Annotated in this window: 32 protein-coding genes, 1 tRNA gene and 1 pseudogene; 31 read left to right on the top strand and 3 right to left on the bottom strand. The window is 69.1% G+C overall.

Features of this window, described 5'->3' with window-relative positions; all coding sequences use genetic code 11:
• The first annotated feature begins 117 nt into the window (after positions 1–117).
• From C464_RS14380 to C464_RS14370, 3 genes are all read left to right on the top strand, one after another.
• Positions 118–921, top strand: a complete 804-nt coding sequence (locus C464_RS14380; RefSeq protein ID WP_006114481.1) for a class I fructose-bisphosphate aldolase — start codon at positions 118–120, stop codon at positions 919–921.
• On the top strand, positions 921–1814 hold the full coding sequence (locus C464_RS14375) for a class 1 fructose-bisphosphatase (protein WP_006114480.1): 894 nt from the start codon (positions 921–923) through the stop codon (positions 1812–1814). Before C464_RS14380 ends, C464_RS14375 begins: the two co-directional genes overlap by 1 nt.
• Positions 1815–1901: 87 nt before the next feature.
• Positions 1902–3707 (top strand): acyl-CoA carboxylase subunit beta, encoded by a 1806-nt coding sequence (locus tag C464_RS14370; protein WP_006114479.1) that lies wholly within the window; start codon positions 1902–1904, stop codon positions 3705–3707.
• A gap of 30 nt (positions 3708–3737) precedes the next feature.
• Here the strand turns inward: C464_RS14370 and C464_RS14365 are convergent, their stop codons facing one another.
• On the bottom strand, positions 3738–4286 hold the full coding sequence (locus C464_RS14365) for a VTT domain-containing protein (RefSeq protein WP_006114478.1): 549 nt from the start codon (positions 4284–4286) through the stop codon (positions 3738–3740).
• 136 nt (positions 4287–4422) lie between these two features.
• Here C464_RS14365 and C464_RS14360 point away from each other — a divergent pair, with 136 nt between their 5' ends.
• Both C464_RS14360 and gfo6 read left to right on the top strand, forming a co-directional pair.
• Positions 4423–4971 (top strand): redoxin domain-containing protein, encoded by a 549-nt coding sequence (locus C464_RS14360; protein WP_006114477.1) that lies wholly within the window; start codon positions 4423–4425, stop codon positions 4969–4971.
• Between the two features lie 79 nt (positions 4972–5050).
• Positions 5051–6142, top strand: a complete 1092-nt coding sequence (gfo6, locus tag C464_RS14355; protein ID WP_006114476.1) for a D-xylose 1-dehydrogenase Gfo6 — start codon at positions 5051–5053, stop codon at positions 6140–6142.
• Between the two features lie 36 nt (positions 6143–6178).
• On the opposite strand, the gene C464_RS14350 is transcribed toward gfo6, so the two are convergent.
• Both C464_RS14350 and C464_RS14345 read right to left on the bottom strand, forming a co-directional pair.
• The gene (locus tag C464_RS14350) at positions 6179–7021 is read right to left on the bottom strand and encodes an aldo/keto reductase (protein WP_049911210.1); all 843 of its coding nucleotides are present in this window, start codon (positions 7019–7021) and stop codon (positions 6179–6181) included.
• Positions 7022–7462: 441 nt separating this feature from the next.
• Positions 7463–7533: transfer RNA gene (locus tag C464_RS14345), tRNA-Gly, on the bottom strand.
• 97 nt (positions 7534–7630) lie between these two features.
• Between C464_RS14345 and C464_RS14340 the strand changes: the two genes are divergently transcribed.
• From C464_RS14340 to secY, 26 genes and pseudogenes are all read left to right on the top strand, one after another.
• Positions 7631–8893: a PQQ-dependent sugar dehydrogenase gene (locus C464_RS14340; RefSeq protein WP_006114474.1), complete on the top strand. Its 1263-nt coding sequence runs from the start codon at positions 7631–7633 to the stop codon at positions 8891–8893.
• A 159-nt stretch (positions 8894–9052) separates the two neighbouring features.
• Positions 9053–9919 carry a putative RNA uridine N3 methyltransferase gene (locus C464_RS14335; RefSeq protein WP_049911251.1) on the top strand — a complete coding sequence of 289 codons (867 nt, stop codon included), beginning with the start codon at positions 9053–9055 and terminating at the stop codon, positions 9917–9919.
• Positions 9920–9923: 4 nt separating this feature from the next.
• On the top strand, positions 9924–10940 hold the full coding sequence (locus tag C464_RS14330) for a 50S ribosomal protein L3 (protein WP_006114472.1): 1017 nt from the start codon (positions 9924–9926) through the stop codon (positions 10938–10940).
• A gap of 3 nt (positions 10941–10943) precedes the next feature.
• Positions 10944–11690: a 50S ribosomal protein L4 gene (rpl4p, locus tag C464_RS14325; RefSeq protein WP_006114471.1), complete on the top strand. Its 747-nt coding sequence runs from the start codon at positions 10944–10946 to the stop codon at positions 11688–11690.
• Positions 11687–11941: a 50S ribosomal protein L23 gene (locus tag C464_RS14320; RefSeq protein WP_006114470.1), complete on the top strand. Its 255-nt coding sequence runs from the start codon at positions 11687–11689 to the stop codon at positions 11939–11941. Before rpl4p ends, C464_RS14320 begins: the two co-directional genes overlap by 4 nt.
• A gap of 1 nt (position 11942) precedes the next feature.
• Positions 11943–12665 (top strand): 50S ribosomal protein L2, encoded by a 723-nt coding sequence (locus tag C464_RS14315; RefSeq protein WP_049897897.1) that lies wholly within the window; start codon positions 11943–11945, stop codon positions 12663–12665.
• On the top strand, positions 12662–13087 hold the full coding sequence (locus tag C464_RS14310; RefSeq protein ID WP_006114469.1) for a 30S ribosomal protein S19: 426 nt from the start codon (positions 12662–12664) through the stop codon (positions 13085–13087). The genes C464_RS14315 and C464_RS14310 overlap by 4 nt, the downstream gene beginning before the upstream one ends.
• 3 nt (positions 13088–13090) lie before the next feature.
• The gene (locus C464_RS14305) at positions 13091–13555 is read left to right on the top strand and encodes a 50S ribosomal protein L22 (protein ID WP_006114468.1); all 465 of its coding nucleotides are present in this window, start codon (positions 13091–13093) and stop codon (positions 13553–13555) included.
• Entirely contained in the window at positions 13555–14493 is a 939-nt protein-coding gene (locus tag C464_RS14300) for a 30S ribosomal protein S3 (RefSeq protein WP_006114467.1), read from the top strand. Before C464_RS14305 ends, C464_RS14300 begins: the two co-directional genes overlap by 1 nt.
• Entirely contained in the window at positions 14493–14711 is a 219-nt protein-coding gene (gene rpmC / locus C464_RS14295; RefSeq protein WP_006114466.1) for a 50S ribosomal protein L29, read from the top strand. Before C464_RS14300 ends, rpmC begins: the two co-directional genes overlap by 1 nt.
• A 1-nt stretch (position 14712) precedes the next feature.
• Positions 14713–15171, top strand: coding sequence for a ribonuclease P protein component 1 (locus C464_RS14290; protein ID WP_006114465.1), 459 nt, complete (start codon positions 14713–14715; stop codon positions 15169–15171).
• Complete coding sequence (locus C464_RS14285; RefSeq protein WP_006114464.1) at positions 15162–15506, top strand: 30S ribosomal protein S17; 345 nt, start codon at positions 15162–15164, stop codon at positions 15504–15506. The genes C464_RS14290 and C464_RS14285 overlap by 10 nt, the downstream gene beginning before the upstream one ends.
• Positions 15506–15904, top strand: a complete 399-nt coding sequence (locus C464_RS14280; protein ID WP_004597429.1) for a 50S ribosomal protein L14 — start codon at positions 15506–15508, stop codon at positions 15902–15904. The genes C464_RS14285 and C464_RS14280 overlap by 1 nt, the downstream gene beginning before the upstream one ends.
• A 2-nt stretch (positions 15905–15906) precedes the next feature.
• On the top strand, positions 15907–16263 hold the full coding sequence (gene rplX, locus C464_RS14275; protein WP_006114463.1) for a 50S ribosomal protein L24: 357 nt from the start codon (positions 15907–15909) through the stop codon (positions 16261–16263).
• Positions 16260–16973, top strand: coding sequence for a 30S ribosomal protein S4e (locus tag C464_RS14270; protein ID WP_006114462.1), 714 nt, complete (start codon positions 16260–16262; stop codon positions 16971–16973). Before rplX ends, C464_RS14270 begins: the two co-directional genes overlap by 4 nt.
• A 73-nt stretch (positions 16974–17046) precedes the next feature.
• A pseudogene (locus C464_RS14265) lies at positions 17047–17487 on the top strand (50S ribosomal protein L5); the annotation flags it as partial.
• Positions 17484–17657, top strand: a complete 174-nt coding sequence (locus C464_RS14260; RefSeq protein WP_004597423.1) for a 30S ribosomal protein S14 — start codon at positions 17484–17486, stop codon at positions 17655–17657. The pseudogene C464_RS14265 and the gene C464_RS14260, both read left to right, overlap by 4 nt.
• Before the next feature lie 2 nt (positions 17658–17659).
• Positions 17660–18052 (top strand): 30S ribosomal protein S8, encoded by a 393-nt coding sequence (locus C464_RS14255; protein ID WP_004597419.1) that lies wholly within the window; start codon positions 17660–17662, stop codon positions 18050–18052.
• A gap of 2 nt (positions 18053–18054) precedes the next feature.
• A complete protein-coding gene (locus C464_RS14250; protein ID WP_006114460.1) occupies positions 18055–18588 on the top strand; it encodes a 50S ribosomal protein L6 in 534 nt (177 codons plus the stop codon).
• 3 nt (positions 18589–18591) lie between these two features.
• Positions 18592–19299: a 50S ribosomal protein L32e gene (locus C464_RS14245; protein WP_006114459.1), complete on the top strand. Its 708-nt coding sequence runs from the start codon at positions 18592–18594 to the stop codon at positions 19297–19299.
• The gene (locus C464_RS14240; RefSeq protein ID WP_006114458.1) at positions 19292–19753 is read left to right on the top strand and encodes a 50S ribosomal protein L19e; all 462 of its coding nucleotides are present in this window, start codon (positions 19292–19294) and stop codon (positions 19751–19753) included. The genes C464_RS14245 and C464_RS14240 overlap by 8 nt, the downstream gene beginning before the upstream one ends.
• Complete coding sequence (locus C464_RS14235; RefSeq protein ID WP_006114457.1) at positions 19753–20310, top strand: 50S ribosomal protein L18; 558 nt, start codon at positions 19753–19755, stop codon at positions 20308–20310. The genes C464_RS14240 and C464_RS14235 overlap by 1 nt, the downstream gene beginning before the upstream one ends.
• Positions 20303–20950 (top strand): 30S ribosomal protein S5, encoded by a 648-nt coding sequence (locus C464_RS14230; protein WP_006114456.1) that lies wholly within the window; start codon positions 20303–20305, stop codon positions 20948–20950. Before C464_RS14235 ends, C464_RS14230 begins: the two co-directional genes overlap by 8 nt.
• Complete coding sequence (locus tag C464_RS14225; RefSeq protein WP_006114455.1) at positions 20950–21414, top strand: 50S ribosomal protein L30; 465 nt, start codon at positions 20950–20952, stop codon at positions 21412–21414. Before C464_RS14230 ends, C464_RS14225 begins: the two co-directional genes overlap by 1 nt.
• A complete protein-coding gene (locus tag C464_RS14220; RefSeq protein WP_006114454.1) occupies positions 21411–21905 on the top strand; it encodes an uL15m family ribosomal protein in 495 nt (164 codons plus the stop codon). Before C464_RS14225 ends, C464_RS14220 begins: the two co-directional genes overlap by 4 nt.
• 1 nt (position 21906) lies before the next feature.
• A complete protein-coding gene (gene secY / locus C464_RS14215; RefSeq protein ID WP_006114453.1) occupies positions 21907–23388 on the top strand; it encodes a preprotein translocase subunit SecY in 1482 nt (493 codons plus the stop codon).
• The last annotated feature ends 179 nt before the right edge of the window (positions 23389–23567 follow it).

Raw genomic sequence — 23567 nt, 5'->3', positions numbered from 1 at the left:
TCTCTCCTCGATCGTTCGGTGACCGGCGCGAGCGGCCGATCTACCGGTGGCTCGGTTTCTTTACGTCCGGCGGTTCCACCACAGCCCTTTTTATCTATGTAACGGAACTACGAACTGATGCTTCCACACGCCGCCGACGACATCTCGCGGGACGGTAAGTCGCTCATCCTCGCGTACGACCACGGCCTCGAACACGGGCCGGTCGACTTCGAGCCGAACCCGGACACGGCGGACCCGGAACGGATCTTCGAGCTCGCCACCCACGAGGCGGTCACCTCGCTGGCCGTCCAGAAGGGGCTCGCCGAGGCGTACTACCCGGATTACGAGGACGAGGTAAACCTCCTGTTGAAGCTCAACGGGACCTCGAACCTCTGGATGGGCGAGCCGAACAGCGCGGTCAACTGTACGGCGGAGTACGCGGCCGGACTGGGGGCCGACGCGGTCGGGTTCACGATCTACGGCGGGTCGAACCACGAGATCGAGATGGCCGAGGAGTTCCGCGAGGCGCAGGAGGGCGCCCGCGAACACGACATGGCGGTCGTCATGTGGTCGTACCCGCGCGGCCAGGGGCTCCGCAACGACGGGAGCCCGGACGTCATCTCGTACGGCGCGCGGCTCGGCTTGGAGCTCGGGGCCGACGTGGTGAAGGTGAAGTACCCCGGCTCCGCCGAGGCGATGGGCGACGCCGTCGAGATGGCCGGCCCCGCGGACGTCGTCATGTCCGGCGGGACGATGCGCGACGACAAGGCGTTCCTCCGGAACGTCTCGAACGCCATCGACGCGGGGGCCACCGGCATCGCCGTCGGCCGGAACGTCTTCCAGCGCGACGAGCCGGAGCGCATCCTCGACGCCCTGGAGGCCGTTATCTTCCAGGAGGCGGACCCGGCCGAGGCGCTGGCCATCGCCGAGAGCGACGACTGATGGCGTCTCCCGACTCGACCGTCGACGCGGTGTTCGACGCGGTCGCGGCGACGGCCCCCGAGATCCGCGCCGCGCTGCCCGGCCGCCGCGTCGAGAGCGGGACCGAGAACGCCTCCGGCGAGTCGGTGCTGGCGGGCGACCTGTACGCCGACGAGCTGCTCGGCGACGCGATCACCGCGGTCGACGGCGTCGGCTCGTTCGTCAGCGAGGAGCGGGAGACCGCGGTCGACGCGGGCGGCGCGGTCGGGGGCGGCGCGGACGAGGCGTACGCCGTCGCGATCGACCCCCTCGACGGCTCGTCGAACCTCCGGTCGAACAACGCGATGGGGACCGTCGTCGGGGTCTACGACGCGCCGCTCCCGGCGAGCGGCCGCGACCTCGTCGCCGCCGGCTACGTCCTCTACGGGCCGATCACGACGATGGTCGTCGCCGACGAGGCGGGCGTCCGCGAGGAGGTGGTCACGGCCGACGGCGACGGCGTCGACAGGTCCGTCGTCGAGGCGGACCTGACGCTCCCGGCGACGCCGACCGTCTACGGGTTCGGAGGTCGGGTCCCCGACTGGCCCGCGGACTTCCGCGCGTACGCCCGGTCGATCGAAGACGACCTGAAGCTCAGGTACGGCGGCGCGATGGTCGGCGACGTGAACCAGGTGCTCACCTACGGCGGCGTGTTCGCCTACCCCGCCCTCCGGAGCGCGCCGGCGGGGAAGCTCCGGCTCCAGTTCGAGGCGAACCCCATCGCCTACGTGATCGAGCGCGCGGGCGGCGCGTCCTCGGACGGGACCGGGTCGATCCTCGACGTCGAGCCCGAGGCGGTCCACCAGCGCACGCCGGTGTACGTCGGCAACGAGGCGCTGATCGAGCGGCTGGAAGCCGCCGTGGACTCCGGATAGCAGCGGTCGCGCGAGGGACGGCGGTCCCGCGCCACCGCCGAATCTCGCATGGAAAACTGTTTAGGATCCACCGCAAATCTTGCGTCCATGAAAGTCCACGTCGGCGCGGCGGCGACCCCCGAGGAGGCCGAAGCGATCGCGAAGTCGCTCGCCGAACACCTCGGCGTCGACGTCGACGTCCACGTCGGGGACGCGGAGACGCCGGCCGCCAGCGCCGAGCCGTCGGAGCCGAGCTACCCGCTCGACGACGACCTCGGTCCCACGGACCGCGAGCGCGACCTGCGCGCCGAGATAGCCGACATCCGCGAGGGCGGGCCGGAGAAGTACCGCGACCGGCTCTCGGAGCAGGGGAAGCTGTTCGTCCGCGACCGCCTCAACCTCTGGTTCGGCGGCGAGGATGGGACGCGGGGGACGGGCGACGCGGGCGACGGCGACCCCGCGGGCGTGAAGTTCGAGGACGGGAAGTTCGCCGCCTTCGACGACTGGCACCCCGACGCGCCCGCCGGCGAGGACGGGGAGGAGAACGAGCGCGGCGGCGACCGCCTCCCGGGCGACGGCCTGCTGACGGGCGCGGCCGAGTTCGAGGGGCGCGACGTCCACTTCATGGCCAACGACTTCACCGTGAAGGCGGGGTCGATGGCGTCGAAGGGCGTCGAGAAGTTCCTCCGGATGCAACAGCGCGCACTGAAGACGGGGAACCCCGTCCTCTACCTGATGGACTCCTCCGGCGGCCGGATCGACCAGCAGACCGGCTTCTTCGCCAACCGCGAGGGGATCGGGAAGTACTACTACAACCACTCGATGCTCTCCGGCGCGGTGCCGCAGATCTGCGTCCTCTACGGCCCTTGTATCGCCGGGGCCGCCTACACGCCCGTCTTCGCGGACTTCACCGTGATGGTGGAGGGGATGTCCGCGATGGCGATCGCCTCCCCCCGGATGGTGGAGATGGTCACCGGCGAGGAGATCGACTTGGACGACCTCGGCGGCCCCCGCGTCCACGCCGAGGAGTCCGGCTCCGCCGACCTCGTCGCGCGCGACGAGGAGCACGCCCGCGAACTGGTGGCGGAGCTGATCGGCTACCTCCCGGACCGGGCCGGCGAGAAGCCCCCGAAACGCGAGACGAAGCCGCCCAAGTTCTCGCCCGAGGGGATCGACGAGCTGATCCCCGAGTCCCCGAACCGGCCGTACGACGCCCACGACCTGATCGACCGGATCGCCGACGCCGAGTCGGTGTTCGAGCTGAAGGAGGGGTACGGCCCGGAGATAGTCACGGCGTTCTGCCGGATCGACGGGCGGCCGGTCGGCGTCGTCGCCAACCAGCCGACGGAGCGGTCGGGCGCGATCTTCCCGGACGCCGCCGAGAAGGCCGCGGAGTTCATCTGGACCTGCGACGCCTACGAGATCCCCCTGCTGTACCTCTGTGACACCCCCGGATTCATGGCCGGCTCGCAGGTGGAGAAGGACGCCATCTTAGAGAAGGGGAAGAAGATGATCTACGCCACCTCCTCGGCGACGGTGCCGAAACAGACCGTCGTCGTCCGGAAGGCGTACGGCGCGGGCATCTACGCGATGGGCGGCCCGGCGTACGACCCCGAGAGCGTCATCGGGCTCCCCTCGGGCGAGATCGGCATCATGGGTCCCGAGGCCGCGATCAACGCGGTCTACGCGCGGAAGCTCGCCGCGATCGACGACCCGAAGGAGCGCGCCGCCGAGGAGGAGCGCCTGCGCGAGGAGTACCGCGAGGGGATCGACGTCCACCGGATGGCCAGCGAGGTGGTCATCGACGAGATAATCCCGCCCTCGGACCTCCGCGCCGAACTCGCCGCGCGGTTCGACTTCTACGAGGACGTTCAGAAGGACCTGCCGGACAAGAAGCACGGGACGATCCTGTAGCCGGCGCGGCGAAACCGAGTCGGAGCCGGCTTACAGCGCCGCGACGAGGTCGCCGCCGAACAGCCCGACGGCGCTCTCGACGCCGAGCGCGACGGCCAGCCCGACCCCGAGCAGCGCGCCGGCGTAGGCGGCCGATCCGAGCAGCGACGCGGCGGCGAACCGCGGCGCGGACACCGACGAGGCGCTCGCGCTGGGCACCGCGAGCCACCCGCGCGTCCCGGGGACGGCGTTCGAGGCGGCGACCGCCGGGAGCCCCCACCGGTCGAGCCAGCGCGCCGCGCCGTCGAGTCGCCCCGCGTCGACCGGGACGACCCTCGACGCCGTCGGGTCCACGTCGAACCGGCGGACGGCGACGAAGAGGAGCGACTGGCCGGTCGTCGCCCCGGCCACCGCCGCGACGAACACCGGGACCACCGCCACCGCGTCGACGCCCGCGGCGACGACCGCCGCGACGAACAGCGTCCGCGCCGGCAGCAGTTTCCCCACCAGCGCGCCTTCGAGCGCGAAGACGACGAAGACCGCCGCGGCGCCGTAGGTACCGACCAGGGCGAGCGCCGTCTCCGCGTGGGCTCCGATCACGACCGTCCTCCGCGGCCCACGGGTAAAACACCCCCCGAGCCGGCTGCTCACACCCGTCAGACCGCTCCGCGCTCCCGGTCGCGGTCTCCGCTCCGGGCCGGGGTGGCTATTTATCGGCCGCGCACCTCATGGACGTATGGTCACCGTCGGCGACACCGCCCCCGACTTCGCCGCGCCCGCGGTCGGAGCCGCCCACGGCGGCGACGCGGAGCGCACCGCCACCGAACTGGCGTTGTTCCGCCTCGTCGAGGCGCACGACGCCGTCGTCCTCTGCGTCGCGCCCGCGACGTTCGTCCCGACCTGTACCGCGGCGCTCGCCGCGGTCCGGGACGCCGGCTGGCACGACCGCGACGACCTCGCCGTCGTCGCGCTCACCGGCGACTCGCTGTACGCGGCGTTCGCGTACGCCGACCGGTTCGCCCTCCCGTTCCCGGTCGTCGCCGACTTCCACGGCGGCGTCGCCGACTCGTACGACCTCCTCGCCGACTCGTGGGAGGGACACTCCGCCGTCCCGCGGCGCGCGGCGGTCGTGATCGACGGCGACTGGACCGTTCGCTTCGCCGCGGCGACCGACGACCCCCTCGACCGCGCCGACCCCGCGCCCGTCGAGCGCGCGGCCGAGACGCTCCGCGACCTCGGCCTCGACGTCGACCGACCGCGGGTGGACTACGACGGCCCGTGGTGAGCGCGCCGTGGGACGGTGACTCCGCCGTGGTCCGGGACCGCGCCGGGGTTATTTGACGCCCCCGCGCGGAGGGGGCGGCATGGACGCCGCCTTCGCGGAGTACCTCGACGAGTTTGCGCGCCGTGACTGGGAGACGCTCGACCCGGACGCCGTCGCCGACCCGGTCAGGGTCGCGGTCGTCGGCCTCGGCTGGTTCGCCCGGGAGTGGGCGCTGCCCGGCATCGCGCGGTCGGCGTACACCGAGGCGACCGTCGTCAGCGACGTCGACGCCGCCGCGGTCGAGGGGGTCGCCGCCGAGCGCGACCTGACGGGCGTCACGCCCGAGGAACTGCGTTCGGGGGCCGCCGCGGACGAGTACGACGCCGTCTACGTCGCGACGCCCAACGCGACCCACTTGGAGTACGTCGAGGCCGCCGCGGCGCAGGGGAAAGCCGTCCTCTGCGAGAAGCCGTTGGAGGTGACGCCGGAGCGCGCGCGGAAGCTGGTGGCGGCCTGCCGCGACGCCGACGTCCCGCTGATGGTCGGCTACCGGATGCAGACCGACCCCGCGGTCCGGCGGCTCCGCGACCTCCTCGACGCGGGCGTCGCCGGCGAGGTGACCCACATCCACGCGACGATGTCGCAGACGATGCTCGGCGAGCTCGGCGGCGACACGGACCAGTGGCGGCTCGACCCCGAGCTGTCCGGCGGCTGCGCGGTGATGGACCTCGGCGTCTACCCGCTCAACACGACGCGGTTCGCGCTCGGCGCGGACCCCGTCCGGGCGTCCGGGCGCACCCGCTCGGCGCACGAGGCGTTCGCCGACGTCGACGAGCACGCCTCGTTCCGACTGGCGTTCCCGGGCGACGTCGACGCGTTCTGTACGGTGAGCCAGAACGCGCAGCACGCGAGCCGCTTGGAGGTCACCGGGACGGACGCGAGACTCATCTTGGACCCGGCGTTTTACGAGCGCGAGGACCGCGGGTTCGCCGTCGTCCGCGGCGGGACCCGGGTCGACGTCGACTTCGAGCAGGTCCACCAGATCGAAGAGGAGTTCGCCTACTTCGGCCACCAGCTGCTGGCGGACGAGCCGTTCCACCCGGACGGCGAGCACGCGCTCACGGACATGCGCGCGCTCGCCGGCGTCTACGAGTCGGCCGAGACCGGGCGGCCGGTCGAACTCGGGGACTGAGTCGCGGTTTAGGGAGGAGGGCGAGCGGCCGCCGACCTACTGCTCGATCCCCCACACGTCGCTCGTCCAGTCGCGGGCCGGCGTGTCGTACACCGGCGCGTCGCGGTCGCGGTCGTCGAGCCGCCGGCGGTCGGCCTCGTCGAGCTCCCAGTCGAGGTCGGCGTTGGCGCGGACGTGGGCCGGGGTCGACGAGCGCGGCAGCGGGACAACGCCGCTGTCGATCGCCCACCGGACGACGACCTGCGCGGGGTGTCTGTCGTACTTCTCGGCCAGCTCGGCGACGACATCGTCGCCGAACACGTCCGTCCGCGCTAAGGGGGCCGCGGCCTCGATCACGGTGTCGGTCTCGCGGCAGTAGTCGACGAGATCCGGGCGCTGGAACCACGGGTGGAACTCGATCTGGTTGACCGCGATCGGCACGTCGGAGACGTGGTGCGCGCAGCTCAGCTGGTACGCGCTGAAGTTCGAGACGCCGACGTCGCGGACGAGCCCGCGGTCGCGCAGTTCGGCCATCGCTCGGAGCGTCTCGCGCAGGGAGATGGCCGGGTTCGGCCAGTGGATCAGGTACAGGTCGAGGTAGTCGGTGCCGAGCCGGTTGAGCGACGCCTCGCACGATTCGATCACCGACTCGTAGTTGAGGTTCTTCGCGAGCACCTTCGAGGTGAGGAAGGCGTCGTCGCGGTCGACGTCGCTCGCCGCGAGGGCGTCGCCGATGGCCGCCTCGTTGCGGTACCCCTCCGCAGTGTCGACGTGCCCGTAGCCGGCGTCGAGCGCCGCGCGGACGCTGTCGGCCGTCTCGCCGTCGTCGAGGTCGTACGTGCCCAGTCCGAGTGCCGGCATCTCGGCGCCGCTCGGGAGCGTCTTCGTTGGTACGGTCACGCGAGGGCGTTCGCCGGATCGCCGATTGAAACTACCGGTCGGAGAACTTCGTGCGGTGGCGCGTACCGACGAGCAGCCGTCAGGCTGCGAGTCGCACGCGCGAGGAAGTCGCGAGCGGTGCGAGGTGCGAGCGAAGCGAGCACCTCGACTGCGAGCGGTGAAACCGCGAGCAGCGAGCGACGAGGCTGGGGTGGCGTGAGGTGCTGTGCGGTCCGCGAGCGAACCCGTGTTTCCGCGGTAACTGCGACTGACACGAACCACCCTCCGGGTCGACTCACGACGTTAGGAACGGCACCGGCCGAGATTTGAACTCAGAATCAGACGTGCTCGCTCATGGCTCGCGGCTTCGCCGCTCGCAGTCGAGGTACTCGCACCGCTCACTGCGCGCGACTGATAGCGTTCAAATCTCTCTCGGTGATTTTGCTCACTTCGTTCGCAAAATGCACCGGCCGAGATTTGAACTCGGGTTGCAACCATGGCAAGGTTGCGTGATACCACTACACTACCGGTGCGTGCTTCGCATTCGATCGTAGCCCGGGTCGGAGATATAAGGGTTCCGAACGACGGTCGGCGGAAGGGTCATCGGTCCCGCGTCCTCACCTGTGAACCATGACGGACGGTCTCGATCGAATCGACAGACGCACCGCCCTCCGCGCGGCCGGCGGCCTCGCCGGAGCGACCACCCTCCCGGCGCTCTCCGGCTGCCTCGGCGACTCCGGCAGCGACGGTACCGACGGCTCCGACGACGACGACGCCCCGCCGGACGACGGCGCGGACGTCGCGTACGACGTCGAGACCGTCGCGACGGGGTTCGAGAACCCGTGGGGGCTCGCCTTTCTCCCCGACGACGGCCGCCTGCTGATCACCGAGCGGACGGGCGGGCTCTCGCTCGTCGACCCCGCGGACGGGACCGTCGAGGTGGTCGCGGGCGCGCCCGAGGTGTTCGCGGAGGGACAGGGCGGCCTGCTCGACGTCGCCCTCCATCCGGACTACCCGGACGACCCGCGCGTCTATCTCACGTACGCGGCGACGAACGACGCGGGCGAGGCGACGACGCACGTCGGGGCCGGCCGGCTCTCGCTCGACGGCGACGACGCGCCGGGGTTAGCCGGGTTCGAACCGATCCGCGTCGCCGAGCCGTTCCGCGGCGGCTCGAACCACTTCGGGTCGCGGGCGACGTTCGGCCCCGAGGGGTCGCTGTACGTCACGGTCGGTGACCGGCGCGACACGGACTTCGGACCCGACCACGTCTCGCAGGACCGGTCGACCGAACTCGGTGCGACGCTGCGACTGACGTCGGACGGCGACCCCCACCCGGACAACCCGTTCGTCGACGACCCGGACGCCGCGGACGCGCTGTACAGCTACGGGCACCGGAACCCGCAGGCGATGGCGGTGCGGCCCGAGACGGGCCGGATCTGGCAGTGCGAGCACGGCGAGGAGGACGGCGACGAGATCAACGTCGTCGAGCGCGGCGGGAACTACGGGTGGCCGGTCGCCAGCGAGGCGTGCCGCTACGGGACCGACGACCCCTTCGCGCCGGCCCACGGCGAGCGCGACGGCGTGATCGCGCCGGTCCACTTCTGGCCGTGCGGCTCCGGCGGCTTCCCGCCGAGCGGCGCGGTCTTCTACGACGGCGACGCGTTCCCCGAGTGGCGGGGCGACCTGTTCGCCGGCACGCTCGCCGCGCAGTACCTCGGCCGGTTCGCGGTCGACGGGACCGGTCTCGACGCGACCGTCACCGAGCGGGAGCCGCTGCTCGCCGACCGGGGGTGGCGCATGCGCGCGGTCGCGGTCGAACCGGACACGGGACACCTCTACGCCGCCGTCGACGACGCCGACGCGCCGGTCGCGCGGATCGTCCCGGCGTGAGGGGGCGGGTCCGCGGCAGCGCCGATCCGTGTGACGTGTTGGCTCGGAGCCGCGGGCCGAATCCCCCGGAAAACACCGTGTGAACGCGGCACAGCCGGATATCGGGACCGCTATCCTTTTACGGTGGCGTCCGGAATCGAGGTGTACAGTCTCGCCACGATGCGTACCGAAGACGGACTCACGATCTGTGTTCCGTCTTCGCTCGTCCGGGAAGCCGAGGACGACCGCGAGGCGACTCGCAAACTCGGCTACGTCGCCCGTGCGGCGGCGGTGTTCCGGGCGGATCGGCTCGTGGTCTTCCCTGACCGGGAAGGCGACGGGCGACGGGGCGGGGAGTACGTCCGCACCGTGCTGGGGTACGCCGCGACGCCGCCGGAGCTCCGAAAGGACCTCTGGGGGCAACGCGACGAACTCCGGTACGTCGGTGTGCTCCCCCCGCTCCGCGTGCCGTGGCGGACCGGCTCGACCCCTAGCGGGGAAGAGTCGAAAACACAGGGACTCGTGACCGAGGTCGGACCTGAAGGCCGCGTCCGGGTCAATTCCCCGCTGCGGGAACACCCGATCTCCCTGCTCGTCCCCTCCGGAATGGAGGTCGTGCGGGGGGAGCGCGTCACCATCAGGGTCTCTTCGAGAGAACCGGTCCGCGCCCGCATCACCGGGAAGCCGGAGGTCGGTTTCCAGGTCGCGGCCGCGGACCTGTCGGAAGCGCTCGCCGGCGACGGACTGGCCGTCGCGACGTCGCGACACGGAGGGGAACTCTCCGTCTCGCGGCTCGGCGACCTCGTCTCGGACGCCCGCGAGGCCGGCGGTTACACCGTCGCCTTCGGCGCGCCCGAGCGGGGGCTTCCGGAGATGCTCGGGCTTTCGCCCGACCGCATTCGGTCGGCCGTCGCCGACGGCCGTCCGGTCGAACCCGATCCGGGGTTCGACCTCTGGCTGAACACGATCCCGGCACAGGCGAGTGAGGTCGTCCGGACGGAGGAGGCTCTGTTCGCGACCCTCGGCTCGCTCACACTCACGGAGTAAACACATGCCACAACCAAGCCGACCACGAAAAGGCTCGCTGGGCTACGGCCCGCGCACCCGCGCAGAGAGCGAGGTGCCGCGCATCCGTTCGTGGCCAGAAGACGATGGGGCCCCTGCGCTGCAGGGATTCGCCGGCTACAAGGCCGGGATGACCCACGTCATGATGGTCAACGACGAGGCGAACTCGCCGCGTGAAGGGATGGAAGAGGCCGTCCCCGTCACCGTCGTCGAGACGCCGCAGATGTACGCCGTCGCCGTGCGCGCCTACGAGAACACGCCGTACGGACAGAAGCCGGTCGAAGAGGTCTGGGCGACCGAGTTCCACGAGGAGCTCGACCGCGCGCTCGACCTCCCGGCCGAGGAAACATTCGAGGCGGACGCCGACGAACTCCGCGCGCTGCTCGACGACGACGTCGTCGACGACGTGCGCGTCATCACGCACACGGCCCCCTCGGACCTCTCCAACGTCCCGAAGAAGAAGCCGGACGTCATGGAAACGCGCGTCGGCGGCGGCTCCCTCGAGGAGCGCGTCGACTTCGCGCTGGACCTCGTCGCCGAGGGCGGCGCTCACGAGTTCGGCGACGTCTTCCGCGCGGGCCAGTACACCGACGTCTCCGGCATCACGAAGGGGAAGGGGACGCAGGGTCCCGTCAAGCGCTGGGGCGTTCAGAAGCGGAAGGGCAAACACGCCCGTCAGGGATGGCGGCGTCGGATCGGGAACCTCGGTCCGTGGAACCCCTCCCGCGTCCGCTCCACCGTCCCCCAGCAGGGGCAGACCGGCTACCACCAGCGCACCGAGCTCAACAAGCGCCTCATCGACTTCGGCGAGGGCGACGACGCCTCCGTCGACGGCGGCTTCGTCAACTACGGCGAGGTCGACGGCGAGTACGCGCTCATCAAGGGCTCGCTGCCCGGTCCGGACCAGCGCCTGCTGCGGTTCCGCCCGGCCATCCGGCCGAACGACCAGCCGCGCCTCGACCCCGAGGTCCGGTACGTTTCCACCGAATCCAACCAGGGATAACCAATGAACGCAACAGTACACGACCTGGACGGCGAGGAGGCGGGCAGCGTCGAGCTGCCGGCCGTCTTCGAGACCGCGTTCCGACCGGACCTCATCGGTCGCGCGGTCGACGCCGCTCAGGCCAACCGGAAGCAGGCCTACGGGGCCGACGAGTTCGCCGGGCTGCGGACGCCCGCCGAGTCGTTCGGCTCCGGCCGCGGGCTCGCGCACGTGCCACGTTCCGAGAACGTCGCCCGTCGCGTCCCGCACGCCGTGTCGGGCCGCGCCGCGCACCCGCCGAAGGCCGAGAAGGACCAGACGAAGAAACTGAACGACAAGGAGCGACAGCTCGCGATCCAGTCGGCCATCGCGGCCACGACCGAGGCCGAGCTCGTCGCCGAGCGCGGCCACGCGTTCGACGAGGCCCTCGACCTCCCGCTCGTCGTGAGCGACGAGTTCGAGGACCTCGACAAGACGCAGGACGCTCTGGGCGTGCTCGAAGCGGTCGGCGCCGACGCCGACATCGAGCGCGCCGAGGAGGGCCGCTCCGTCCGCGCCGGACAGGGCAAGGCCCGCGGCCGCAAGTACCGCCAGCCCAAGTCCGTCCTCGTCGTCACCAGCGAGGAGCCGTCCCGCGCCGCCCGCAACCTCGCGGGCGTCGACGTCGCGACCGCTCGCGAGGTCAACGCGGAGGACCTCGCGCCCGGCGCGCACCCGGGCCGACTCACGCTGTGGACCGAGAGCGCCGTCGCCGAGGTGGCCGACCGATGAACTCGATCATCGAGCATCCGATCGTCACCGAGCAGGCGATGAACGAGATGGACTTCAACAACAAGCTGCTGTTCCTCGTCGACGTCGACGCGGCCAAACCGGAGATCCGCTCCGAGGTCGCCGAGCGATACGACGTGGGCGTCGTCGACGTGAACACGCAGGTGACGCCGCAGGGCGAGAAGAAGGCGATCGTCACCCTGTCCGAAGACGACGACGCGACCGAAATCGCCTCGCGCATCGGGGTGTTCTGAGATGGGACGACGAATCCAAGGACAACGGCGCGGACGCGGCGGCCCGACGTTCCGGGCCCCCTCCCACCGTTACAAGGCGGAACTGTCGCACAAGAAGCTCGAAGACGTGGACACGATCACCGGCGAGATCGTCGGGATCGAACACGACCCCGCCCGCTCGGCTCCCCTCGCGGAAGTCGAGTTCGAGGACGACGACCGTCGGCTCGTGCTCGCGCCGGAAGGCGTGCGCGTGGGCGAGACGATCCAAGTCGGCGTCTCGGCGGAGATCAAGCCGGGCAACACGCTCCCGCTGGCGGAGATCCCCGAGGGCGTCCCGGTCTGTAACGTCGAGAGCAACCGCGGGGACGGCGGGAAGTTCGCGCGCGCCTCCGGCGTGTCGGCGACGCTCCTCACCCACGACCGCGACGTCGCGGTCGTCCAGCTCCCCAGCGGCGAAGTGAAGCGACTCGACCCCCAGTGCCGCGCCACGATCGGCGTGGTCGCGGGCGGCGGCCGGACGGAGAAGCCCTTCGTCAAGGCCGGCAACAAGCACCACAAGATGAAAGCGCGCGGCACCAAATACCCGCGCGTGCGCGGCGTCGCGATGAACGCCGTCGACCACCCCTTCGGTGGCGGTGGTCGCCAACACCCCGGCCAGCCGAAGTCCGTCTCGCGGGACGCCCCGCCGGGACGCAAGGTCGGTGACATCGCATCCAAGCGCACCGGACGAGGTGGCAACAAATGAGTTCAGATTACCGAACCGGCCGCGAGGGCAAGGAGTTCGCCTACCGCGGTCACTCGCTCGACGAGCTGCAGGAGATGGACGTAGACGAGGTCGCGGAACTGCTCCCCGCACGCCAGCGGCGAAGCATCGTTCGCGGACTCGGCACCGAACAGCAGAAGCTGCTGGAGACGGTCCGCGGCCGCGACAAGGAGACGACGGCGGACGACCCGATCCGGACGCACCTACGCGACATGCCGATCCTCCCGGAGTTCGTCGGCGTCACCTTCTCCGTGTACAACGGACACAGCTTCGAGCGCGTTCAGGTCGAGCCCGAGATGATCGGGCACTACCTGGGTGAGTTCCACCTCACGCGAAGCACCGTCGAACACGGTCAGGCCGGCATCGGCGCGACCCGGTCCTCGAAGTTCGTGCCCCTCAAGTAACCCATGGGAATCAACTACAGCGTCGAGGCCGACCCGGAGACCACCGCCAAGGGGATGCTCCGCGACCGGCCCATCAGCGTGAAGGACAGCAAGGAGATCTCCCGAGAGATCAAAGGCGAGACGGTCGCCGACGCGGAGGAGTTCCTCCAGGAGGTCATCGACGAGGAGACCTCGGTGCCGATGCGCCAGCACAACGCCGGCGCGGGCCACCGCTCCGACATCGACGGCTGGGACGCGGGGAGATACCCCGAGAAGGCCGCCAAGGACTTCCTCAAGCTCTTGGAGAACGTCAAGAACAACGCTGACGAGCAGGGGTTCGACGGCGAAGCGATGGTCATCAAACACGTCGCCCCGCACAAAGTCGGCGAGCGACCCGGTCGGAACCCACGCGCCGCGGGCGCGACGGAGTGGAACACCACGCTCGCGGACGTCGAACTGATCATCGAGGAGCCGGAGGCTGATAACTAATGGCTGACGAACACCAATTCATCGAGGACGGCCTGCGCCGTTCCCAGATCAACGAGTTCTTCGCGGACGAGCTCGGCCGCGCCGGCTACGGCGGGATGGACGTCGCCCAGACGCCGATGGGCACGCAGATCGTCTTGAAGGCCGAAAAGCCCGGCATGGTGATCGGGAAGGGCGGGAAGAATATCCGCAAGATCACCACCGAGCTCGAGGAGCGCTTCGACATGGACGACCCGCAGATCGACGTTCAGGAGGTCGACGAGCCCGACCTGAACGCCCAGATCGTCGCGGACCGTCTGGCGAACGCCCTCGAGCGCGGCTGGTACTTCCGGAAGGCCGGCCACACGACGATCGACCGCATCATGGACGCGGGCGCGCTGGGCGCGGAGATCGTCCTGTCCGGGAAGGTCACCGGCGCTCGCTCGCGCGTCGAGAAGTTCAACCGCGGCTACATCAAGCACAACGGTGAGCCCGCCGAGGAGGTCGTCGACCACGGGCAAGGCGTCGCCGTCATGAAGCTCGGGACGATCGGCGTCAACGTGAAGATCATCCCGCCGGGCGCGACCCTGCCCGACGACTTCGAGATCCGGGAGGACGCCGAGGTCCCGGAGGTCGAGCAGGCGGCGGTCGACGCCGACGAGGGCGTCGAGTCGCTGCTCGAAGAGGACCCCGACGAGGTCCCCGACGTGGGGGCTGCCGACGACGTCGACGTCCCCGACGAGGACCCCACGGAGGTCATCGACGAGGAGGTCGTCGAAGAGGTCGTCGAGGAGACGCAGGAGACGGCCGCCGAGGCGACGGACGTCGCCGCGGAGGAGCCGGTCGACGAGGATGTCGAGGCCGACGAACTCGACGAGCTCGACGAAGAGATCGAGTCCGAGGCGGCCGACCTCGTCGCGGAGATGGAGGCGGCCGACGAGGACGAGGAGGAGGACGAATAATGGCCATCCTCTACACCGACGAGATCCGCGACATGACCGCGGCGGAGCGGCAGGTCGAACTGGAGGAGCTCGAGACCGAGCTGCTCAACTCGAAGGCGCAGCGGGCGGCCGGCGGGATGCCGGAGAGCCCGGGCCGCGTCAACGAGCTGAAGAAGACGATCGCGCGGATCAAGACGATCCAGGCCGAAGAAGGCGACTTCGACGAGGACGAAGCGTAAGATGATATCCCCCGACACACTCGTCCGGCACGAGCTCGTCGGCCTCCCGGTTCGGGTGGTCGACGACGACAGCGACGCCCACGTGGGCATCGCCGGTCGCGTGCTCGACGAGACGTTCGGAACCCTCGTGGTCCGAACGGGGTCGGGGGACAAACGCGTGCCCAAGTCGGGCGCGACGTTCGAGTTCGGCGTCGTCGAGACGCCGACCGCTCGCACAGATGAAGCCGCCGGCGACGGACTGTCGCCGGGGTCCGCGTCCCAACTCGGGTCGGATACTACGGGGGTCCGCCCCCGTCAGTCTGGCCCGTCCGGGTCCACAAGCGTCGTCGACGGTGACGACGCGGGTCCGGCGAGCCGACGAGGCGAGTGCAAAGACGCGGTCTACGCGACGGTGGATGGCGATCGGTTGCGATATCGGCCCGCCGAACGCACCGAACGAGGTGCCACACAATGGCGATAGGAATCGACGTACCCACGCCTCCGGAGCCAGACAACCCGGAGGATTACGACTACGAGAAGTGCCCGTTCTACGGGCAGCTCTCCGTCCGCGGCCAGACCCGCGAGGGAACGGTCGTGTCGACGGATATGGAAAAGACCGTCATCGTCGAGCGAGAGTACGACGTGTTCGTACCGAAATACGATCGGTACATGAAGCGTCGCTCGCGCATCCCGGCCCACGTGCCGGGCGTGCTCGACTCGCTCGAAGTCGGTGACGAAGTGACAATCGCGGAGACGCGACCGCTCTCGAAGACGAAGTCCCACGTCGTCGTCGAGATCCGCTCGGGTGATCAGTGATGGAGGCGCTCAAGGCCGACGTCACGCAGGGGCTCTCGAAGGGCTCGCTGATCACGTGCGCCGACAACACCGGCGCGCGTGAGCTGAAGGTGATCTCCGTGTCGGGCTACTCCGGCACGAAGAACCGCCACCCGAAGGCGGGGATCGGCGACAAGGTGACCGTCTCGGTCACGAAAGGGACCCCGGAGATGCGGCGGCAGGTGCTGGAGGCGGTCGTCGTCCGTCAGCGCAAGCCGATCCGCCGTCCGGACGGCACGCGCGTGAAGTTCGAGGACAACGCGGCCGTCATCATCGACGACCTCGAGGAGCCGCGGGGCACGGAGATCAAAGGCCCCGTCGCCCGCGAGGTCGCCGAACGATTCGGGAGCATCGCCTCGACCGCGACGATGATCGTCTAACTATGACGAAACAGCCACGCAAACAACGAAAACGGTCGGAGACCGCGCCGCTCCACGAGCGGCAGAATCAGGTCCGGGCCACCCTCACCGAAGACCTCCGCGAGGAGTACGGACAGCGGAACGTCCGCGTCAACGCCGGCGACACCGTCGAGGTGCTTCGCGGCGACGCGGCCGGCACGGAGGCGGAGGTCGTCTCCGTCGACCTGTCCGCCGAGCGGATCACGGTCGAGGACGTCACCGTCGAGAAGGCGGACGGGGAAGAGGTTCCCCGCCCGCTTCCGGCGAGCAACGTCCGGGTGACCGAACTGGACCTCGAGGACGAGCGCCGCGAGGCGCGGCTCCAGGAGGATAACGAATGACGCGACACCAGAAGCGACTGTCGGTACCGAACTCCTGGCCGGTCGAGCGCAAGACGAACACGTTCACCGTGAAGGCGGGCGCGGGCCCGCACGGCGAGGCGGGCGTTCCGCTCGTCGTCCTGCTGCGGGACGTGCTCGGCTACGTCGACTCGACGAAGGAGGCGCGCTACGCGCTGAACAACGACTCGATCCTCGTCAACGGGGACGCCGTCTCGGACGAACAGCGTCCGATCGGGATGTTCGACATCCTGGCGTTCCCCGAGCGCGGGGAGTACTTCCGCGTCTTCCCCGACGAGGGCGGTCGGCTCGCGCTGACCCCCGTCGACGAGGACGCCGCGGGCAGCCGGCTCGGGAAGATCACGAACAAGACCGTCGTCCCCGGCGGGGTCGTCCAGCTGACGCTCCACGACGGGACGAACGTCCGCGTCGACGACGACGCGGACTACGAGACGAACGACTCGATCGTCGTCGACAACGAGACGAAGGAGATCGTCGCCCACTTCGAGTACGAGGAGGGCGAGCTCGTGACCGCCGTCGCCGGCCAGCACGCCGGCCAGATCGGCGAGATCGAAGACATCGACGTGACGCTCGGCTCCGGAGACAACACCGTGACCGTCGCCAGCGAGGACGGCGGCTACGAGACGGTCGAGGAGTACGTGGTCGTCATCGACGAGAAGTTCATCGACGACGAGGGTGATGCGGATGAGTGAAGCCGCTGTCTCTTATACACATCTCTGATGGCGCGAGGNTGCCAGCCCGCTCAGAGATGTGTATAAGAGACAGGGTGAACCCCTCGCGGACGCCGAGGAGATCATCGAGGAGATCGCGGGCCAGCAGTCTGTCCGGACCACCTCGAAGCGCACCATCGCCGAGTTCGGGATCCGCAAGGGTGACCCGATCGGCGTCAAGGTGACGCTGCGGGGCGAGGACGCGCACGCGTTCCTCGAGACCGCGCTCGATCTCGTCGACGTCTCGCGGAGCCAGTTCGACGACACGGGTAACCTCAGCTTCGGGGTCGAGGACCACACCGACTTCCCGAGCCAGGAGTACGACCCCAACATCGGGATCTACGGCCTCGACGTGACGACGACGATCGTCCGTCCCGGCTACCGCGTCTCGAAACGCGACAAGGCGACGGGGACCATCCCCGCCCGCCACCGGATGACAGCCGAGGACGCGGCCGCGTTCCTCGAAACGAACTTCGACGTCGAGGTAACCGAATGAGCGAAGCGAACAACGACACGGGCGAGCACGCCGCGAAGCGCACCGACTCCCGGCACACGTGCCGGCGGTGCGACCGCGAGCAGGGACTCGTCGGCAAGTACGACATCAACCTCTGCCGGCAGTGTTTCCGCGAGGTCGCCCGAGACATGGGATTCGAGAAGTACAGCTGATCATGACGGGAAACGATCCATTCACCAACGCGCTCGCCGGCATGGACAACGCCGAGAGCGTTGGCCACCTGTCGTACACGGTAGAGCCCGCTTCGAACATCATCGGCTCCGTCCTCGAGGTCCTCTACGACCGCGGGTACGTCGACGGCTTCGAGTACGTCGACGACGGGAAAGCCGGCAAGTTCGAAGTCGAACTGAAAGGCGCGATCAACGAGTGTGGCGCCGTCAAGCCCCGCTACTCGGCGGGTGCGGACGAGTTCGAGAAGTGGGAGAAGCGATACCTCCCCGCCCGTGACTACGGGACGCTCATCGTCACGACGAGCCACGGCGTCATGAGCCACTACGAGGCCCGCGAAGCGGGCATCGGCGGCCAAGTGATCGCATACGTCTACTAACAATGAACAGAGTCGAAATCGAGATTCCGGACGACGTCTCCGCCGAGACCGACCACCTCGAACTCACCGTCGAAGGGCCCAACGGGAGCGTCACCCGACGCCTCTGGTACCCCGACGTCGACGTGACGATCGAGGACGGCGCGGTGGTCATCGCCTCCGAGAACGAGGACGCGAAGACCAACGCCACCGTCGGCACCTTCGAGAGCCACGTCGCCAACATGATCCACGGCGTCACCGAGGGCTGGGAGTACGCGATGGAAGTGTACTACGCCCACTTCCCGATGCAAGTGAACGTGGAGGGCGACGAGGTCGTCATCGAGAACTTCCTCGGAGAGAGCGCCCCGCGGCGCACTCCGATCCGCGGAGACACGGACGTACAGATCGACGGCGAGACGGTCACGCTGACGGGCTCCGACAAGGAGGCCGTCGGGCAGACCGCCGCCGACATCGAACAGCTGACGAAGGTGACCGACAAGGACACGCGCGTCTTCCAAGACGGCGTGTACATCGTCGAGAAGCCCACCGGAGGTGCCTAACCAATGGCAGACGAACTGGAAGACATCAGCGGTGTCGGTCCCTCGAAGGCGGACGCCCTTCGCGAGGCCGGCTACGAGACGGTCGAAGACGTGAAGGCCGCCTCTCAGTCGGAGCTCTCCGAGGTCGACGGCGTCGGCAACGCGCTCGCAGCGCGTATCAAGGCCGACGTCGGCGGGCTGGAGGTCGACGAGGAGGCGGACGCGGAGATCGAAGACGAGGCGGACGAGGAAGAGGCCGACGAGGCCGACGCCGACGAGACCGTCGAGACGGAGCTTCGCCCCCGCGGCCACGCCGACAAGACGCCGACCCTGGACGACGAGACCGCTCGCGCGCTCGCACAGAAGCACCGCGAGGGGAAACCGCAGTTCAACCGGCAGGACTACCACAAGAAGAAGCGGATCCCGACGTCGTGGCGCAAGCCGCGCGGCGGGCTCTCCAAGCAGCGCCGTCGCATGAAGTCGAAGGGGCCGGTCGTCGAGGCCGGCTTCCGCTCGCCGACGGCGTCGCGCGACCTCCACCCGAGCGGCTTCGAGGAAGTCCGCGTCCACAACACGGACGACCTCCAGGGCGTCGACGGCGACACGCAGGCGGTGCGGATCGCCTCGAAGGTCGGCGGTCGCAAGCGCGAACTGATCGAAGACGAGGCGGAGGAGCGCGAGATTCGCGTGCTGAACCCGACCTACGTCGAAGTGGAGGTCGACGATGAGTGATCTGAAGGCGCAGAAACGGCTCGCAGCGGACGAGTTAGACGTCGGCAAGGGCCGCGTCTGGCTCGACCCCGAGGCACAGGAAGAGATCGAGGACGCCATCACCCGCGAGGACGTCCGCGAACTCATCGATCAGGGAACGATCCGCGCGAAGGACGCGAAGACGAACTCGCGCGGTCGCGCCCGCGAGCGCGCCGACAAGCGCTCGTACGGACATCAGTCGGGTGCCGGCTCCCGCAAGGGGCGCTCCGGCGCGCGACAGAACACGAAAGACGACTGGAAGGCGCGCATCCGCGCACAGCGGGCGCGCCTGAAGGAGCTTCGCGACGACGAAGACGTGCTCGACGCCTCCGAGTACCGCACGCTGTACAACAAGGCGAGCGGGGGAGACTTCGAGGATGTCGCGCGTCTCGAGGCGTACATTCGGACGGAGTACGGTTACGAGGTGACGGACTAATGGCGACAGGACCACGATACAAGGTGCCGATGCGGCGCCGCCGCGAGGTCCGGACGGATTACCATCAGAGGTTGCGCCTGCTGAAATCGGGCAAGCCTCGCCTGGTCGCCCGGGTGAGCAACGCTCACGTCAGGGCGCAGCTGGTGACCCCCGGATCTGACGGCGACGAGACCCACGCGGCCGCCTCCAGCGAGGAGCTCGGCGAGTACGGCTGGGACGCCCCCACGGGCAACCTCCCCAGCGCGTACCTCACCGGCTACCTCGCGGGCGCTCGCGCCGTCGACGCCGGCCTCGACGAGGCCGTCCTCGACATCGGGCTCAACACGGCGACGCCCGGCAACAAGACGTTCGCGGTACAGGAAGGAGCGATCGACGCGGGCCTCGAAATCCCGCACAACGACGACGTGCTGGCCGACTGGTCGCGCACGCGCGGCGAGCACATCGCCGACTACGCCGAGCAGTTGGACGAGCCGCTGTACGGCGGCGCGTTCGACGCCAGCGAGCTACCCGAGCACTTCGACGACGTGCTCGCGACAATCCAGGAGGACCATGAGTAGACACAACGACGGCTGGGAACCGCGGACGCGACTCGGCCGCAAGGTACAGGACGGCGACATCACGTCGATGGAACAGGCGCTCGAATCCGGCCTCCCGCTGAAGGAGGCGGAGATCGTCGACCAGCTCCTCCCGGGGCTCGAAGACGAGGTGCTGGACATCAACATGGTCCAGCGCATGACCGACTCCGGCCGCCGCGTGAAGTTCCGCTGCGTGGTCGCCGTGGGTAACCGCGACGGCTACCTCGGCTACGCGCAGGCCCGCGACGATCAGGTCGGCGGCGCGATCCAGAAGGCGATCGACGTCGCGAAGCTGAACATCATCTCGGTCGACCGCGGCTCCGGGTCCTGGGAGGACCAGCCCGGCGGCACCAACTCCCTGACCCGCACGGCGAAGGGGAAGGCCGGCTCCGTCACCGTCGAGATCAAGCCCGCCCCGCAGGGGCTGGGCCTCGCGGCCGCGGAGACGGTCCGCAACATCCTAGAGCTCGCCGGCGTCGAGGACGCTTGGACGAACTCCGACGGAAACACGCGCACGACGGTGAACCTCGCGAAGGCGACGTTCAACGCCTTAGAGAACGCGGCGCAGTCCCGCACACCGCAGCACGCGCGCGAAGTCCACTACGACGAGGTGAGCGAGTGATGCAGGCGATCGTCCAGCTGCGCGGCGACGTCAACCTCGACTACGGCGTCGAGGACACGCTCGACATGCTGAACGTCGGGCGCGTCAACCACGCGACGCTCGTCCCCGAAACGGACTCGTACCGCGGCATGATAACGAAGGTCAACGACGTCGTCGCGTTCGGGGAACCGAGCGTCGAGGCCGTCGCGCGAACGATCGCGCGGCGCGGCGAGCCCCTCGAGGGCTCGGCCGACGTCGACGATGAGTGGATCGACGACAACACCGACTACGCCGACTTGGAGGCGCTGGCCGAGGCGCTCGTCGACGAGGAGACGACGCTGCGCGAGCAGGGTCTCTCGCCGACGCTGCGGCTCCACGCCCCCCGCGGCGGTCACGAGGGCATCAAACACCCCGTGATCGAGGGCGGCGAACTCGGGAAACACACCACCGAGGAGATCGACAGTCTCCTGGAGGCGATGCGATGACGAGTAAGAAACGACGACAGCGCGGCTCTCGAACGCACGGCGGCGGCACGCACAAGAACCGGCGCGGTGCCGGGCACCGCGGCGGTCGCGGCGCGGCCGGTCGCGCGAAACACGAGTACCACAACTACGGCCCGCTCGGCAAGCACGGGTTCAAACGTCCCGAGGACGCTCAGACGGAAGTCCTCGAAGTGAAGATCCAGAAGCTCGACGAGGACGCGGCGCTGTACGCCGCGGACGACCTTGCCGAGCAGGACGGCGACGCGTACGTCTTCGACGCGCGCGACGTCGTCGAGGACGGCCACGAGGCGGACGTCGTGAAGGTGCTCGGCGGCGGGCAGGTCCGGCGCGAGCTCCGCGTCACGGCGGACGCGTTCACCGCCGGCGCGGTCGAACTCATCGAAGAGGCCGGCGGCGAGGCGACGCTCTCCGAGCGCGCCGAAGAGCCCGACGAACCGGAAAGCACTTCCGACGACGAGAACGACGAGGCGTAACATGAGCTGGAAGGAGGCCGCCGAACCGGTGCTTTCGCGGATGCCCGTCGTGGAGCGGCCCGCGGGGCACGTCCCGTTCAGACGGAAGCTCACGTGGACGGCCGGAATCTTGATCGTCTACTTCTTCCTGACCAACATCAACCCCTTCGGGTTGGCCGTCGGTCAAGGGTCAGACTTCTTCGGGCAGTTCCGGTCCGTGCTCGCCGGCTCGTCCGGGTCGCTGCTACAGGTCGGTATCGGACCGATCGTCACGGCGTCCATCGTCCTTCAGCTGTTGGGCGGTGCGAACCTCCTCGGGCTCGACACGGAGAACGACCCGCGTGACCAGGTCCTCTATCAGGGCCTCCAGAAGCTGCTGGTGATCATCATCTCGGCGCTGACGGCGGCCCCGATGGTGTTCACCGGGAGCTTCCTGCCGGCCGACGAGGCGGTCGGGAGCGCGCTCGGGATCGGCACGTTCGGCGTTCAGCTGCTGATCTTCGCACAGATCTTCGTCGGCGGCATCCTCATCCTGTTCATGGACGAGATCGTGAGCAAGTGGGGGGTCGGATCCGGCGTCGGGCTGTTCATCATCGCGTCGGTGAGCCAGCAGATCGTCGGCGGCTTCTTCAGCTTCTCTGCGCTCGGTGCGACCGGCTTCTTCGCCAGCTGGTACGGCGTCATCGTCGGCGACGTGCCGGCCTCGCTGTCGCCGTTCACGGCGGAGGGTCTCCAGAACCTGCTGTTCGACCCGGGGAACATTCTGGCGCTTTTCACCACGGTGTTCATCTTCGGGATCGTCGTGTACGCGGAATCGGTCCGCGTCGAGATCCCGCTGTCGCACGCCCGCGTGAAGGGCGCTCGCGGACGCTTCCCGGTGAAGCTCATCTACGCGTCCGTCCTGCCGATGATCCTCGTCCGCGCGCTGCAGGCGAACATCCAGTTCCTCGGCCAGATCCTCTCCTCGCAGTGGGCGGGGATGCCGGCGTTCCTCGGCCAGTACAGCGACGCCGGACAGCCCATCTCCGGGCTGTTCTACTATCTGAACCCGATCCAGAGCCGCGGGCAGTGGATGTGGTTCCTCGGTGAGATCCCGGCGTCCGTCGAGCCGTGGATGATCGCGATCCGGCTCGCCATCGACCTCACGTTCATGATCGTCGGCGGTGCCATCTTCGCGATCTTCTGGGTCGAGACCACCGGCATGGGGCCGGAGGCGACCGCGAAACAGATCCAGAACTCCGGGATGCAGATCCCCGGGTTCCGCCGGAACCCGCAGGTCGTCGAGAAGGTCATGGAGCGGTACATTCCGCAGGTGACCGTCATCGGCGGGGCCCTCGTCGGGCTGCTCGCTGTGATGGCTAACCTGCTCGGCACCATCGGGCAGGTCTCCGGAACCGGCCTGCTGCTCGCGGTTTCTATCACGTACAAGCTGTACGAGGAGATCGCCGAAGAGCAGCTGATGGAGATGCATCCGATGATGCGCCAGATGTTCGGCAACGAGTAGCGAACATCCACACTCCTTTCTGTTCTCTTTCGACCCTGAGCGACTGCGTCGTGCGCAGCCCTCTCCCATCTGGGGGTAGTCACAGTGGCCGACGCGGACGACTTCTTCGAGCGACTCGACGAGGCCGCCCCAATCACCGACGACCGCACTGACCCGATCCGGTCGTTAGTCAAGCGAAC

The sequence above is a fragment of the Halorubrum coriense DSM 10284 genome (assembly GCF_000337035.1).
GTDB lineage: Archaea > Halobacteriota > Halobacteria > Halobacteriales > Haloferacaceae > Halorubrum > Halorubrum coriense.
This window is presented reverse-complemented; position numbering and strand designations above follow the sequence as displayed.

Coding starts and splice junctions, on each gene's coding strand:
- C464_RS14380 (WP_006114481.1), top strand. CDS start 118: ATGCTTCCACACGCCGCCGACGACATCTCGCGGGACGGTAAGTCGCTC.
- C464_RS14375 (WP_006114480.1), top strand. CDS start 921: ATGGCGTCTCCCGACTCGACCGTCGACGCGGTGTTCGACGCGGTCGCG.
- C464_RS14370 (WP_006114479.1), top strand. CDS start 1,902: ATGAAAGTCCACGTCGGCGCGGCGGCGACCCCCGAGGAGGCCGAAGCG.
- C464_RS14360 (WP_006114477.1), top strand. CDS start 4,423: ATGGTCACCGTCGGCGACACCGCCCCCGACTTCGCCGCGCCCGCGGTC.
- gfo6 (WP_006114476.1), top strand. CDS start 5,051: ATGGACGCCGCCTTCGCGGAGTACCTCGACGAGTTTGCGCGCCGTGAC.
- C464_RS14340 (WP_006114474.1), top strand. CDS start 7,631: ATGACGGACGGTCTCGATCGAATCGACAGACGCACCGCCCTCCGCGCG.
- C464_RS14335 (WP_049911251.1), top strand. CDS start 9,053: ATGCGTACCGAAGACGGACTCACGATCTGTGTTCCGTCTTCGCTCGTC.
- C464_RS14330 (WP_006114472.1), top strand. CDS start 9,924: ATGCCACAACCAAGCCGACCACGAAAAGGCTCGCTGGGCTACGGCCCG.
- rpl4p (WP_006114471.1), top strand. CDS start 10,944: ATGAACGCAACAGTACACGACCTGGACGGCGAGGAGGCGGGCAGCGTC.
- C464_RS14320 (WP_006114470.1), top strand. CDS start 11,687: ATGAACTCGATCATCGAGCATCCGATCGTCACCGAGCAGGCGATGAAC.
- C464_RS14315 (WP_049897897.1), top strand. CDS start 11,943: ATGGGACGACGAATCCAAGGACAACGGCGCGGACGCGGCGGCCCGACG.
- C464_RS14310 (WP_006114469.1), top strand. CDS start 12,662: ATGAGTTCAGATTACCGAACCGGCCGCGAGGGCAAGGAGTTCGCCTAC.
- C464_RS14305 (WP_006114468.1), top strand. CDS start 13,091: ATGGGAATCAACTACAGCGTCGAGGCCGACCCGGAGACCACCGCCAAG.
- C464_RS14300 (WP_006114467.1), top strand. CDS start 13,555: ATGGCTGACGAACACCAATTCATCGAGGACGGCCTGCGCCGTTCCCAG.
- rpmC (WP_006114466.1), top strand. CDS start 14,493: ATGGCCATCCTCTACACCGACGAGATCCGCGACATGACCGCGGCGGAG.
- C464_RS14290 (WP_006114465.1), top strand. CDS start 14,713: ATGATATCCCCCGACACACTCGTCCGGCACGAGCTCGTCGGCCTCCCG.
- C464_RS14285 (WP_006114464.1), top strand. CDS start 15,162: ATGGCGATAGGAATCGACGTACCCACGCCTCCGGAGCCAGACAACCCG.
- C464_RS14280 (WP_004597429.1), top strand. CDS start 15,506: ATGGAGGCGCTCAAGGCCGACGTCACGCAGGGGCTCTCGAAGGGCTCG.
- rplX (WP_006114463.1), top strand. CDS start 15,907: ATGACGAAACAGCCACGCAAACAACGAAAACGGTCGGAGACCGCGCCG.
- C464_RS14270 (WP_006114462.1), top strand. CDS start 16,260: ATGACGCGACACCAGAAGCGACTGTCGGTACCGAACTCCTGGCCGGTC.
- C464_RS14260 (WP_004597423.1), top strand. CDS start 17,484: ATGAGCGAAGCGAACAACGACACGGGCGAGCACGCCGCGAAGCGCACC.
- C464_RS14255 (WP_004597419.1), top strand. CDS start 17,660: ATGACGGGAAACGATCCATTCACCAACGCGCTCGCCGGCATGGACAAC.
- C464_RS14250 (WP_006114460.1), top strand. CDS start 18,055: ATGAACAGAGTCGAAATCGAGATTCCGGACGACGTCTCCGCCGAGACC.
- C464_RS14245 (WP_006114459.1), top strand. CDS start 18,592: ATGGCAGACGAACTGGAAGACATCAGCGGTGTCGGTCCCTCGAAGGCG.
- C464_RS14240 (WP_006114458.1), top strand. CDS start 19,292: ATGAGTGATCTGAAGGCGCAGAAACGGCTCGCAGCGGACGAGTTAGAC.
- C464_RS14235 (WP_006114457.1), top strand. CDS start 19,753: ATGGCGACAGGACCACGATACAAGGTGCCGATGCGGCGCCGCCGCGAG.
- C464_RS14230 (WP_006114456.1), top strand. CDS start 20,303: ATGAGTAGACACAACGACGGCTGGGAACCGCGGACGCGACTCGGCCGC.
- C464_RS14225 (WP_006114455.1), top strand. CDS start 20,950: ATGCAGGCGATCGTCCAGCTGCGCGGCGACGTCAACCTCGACTACGGC.
- C464_RS14220 (WP_006114454.1), top strand. CDS start 21,411: ATGACGAGTAAGAAACGACGACAGCGCGGCTCTCGAACGCACGGCGGC.
- secY (WP_006114453.1), top strand. CDS start 21,907: ATGAGCTGGAAGGAGGCCGCCGAACCGGTGCTTTCGCGGATGCCCGTC.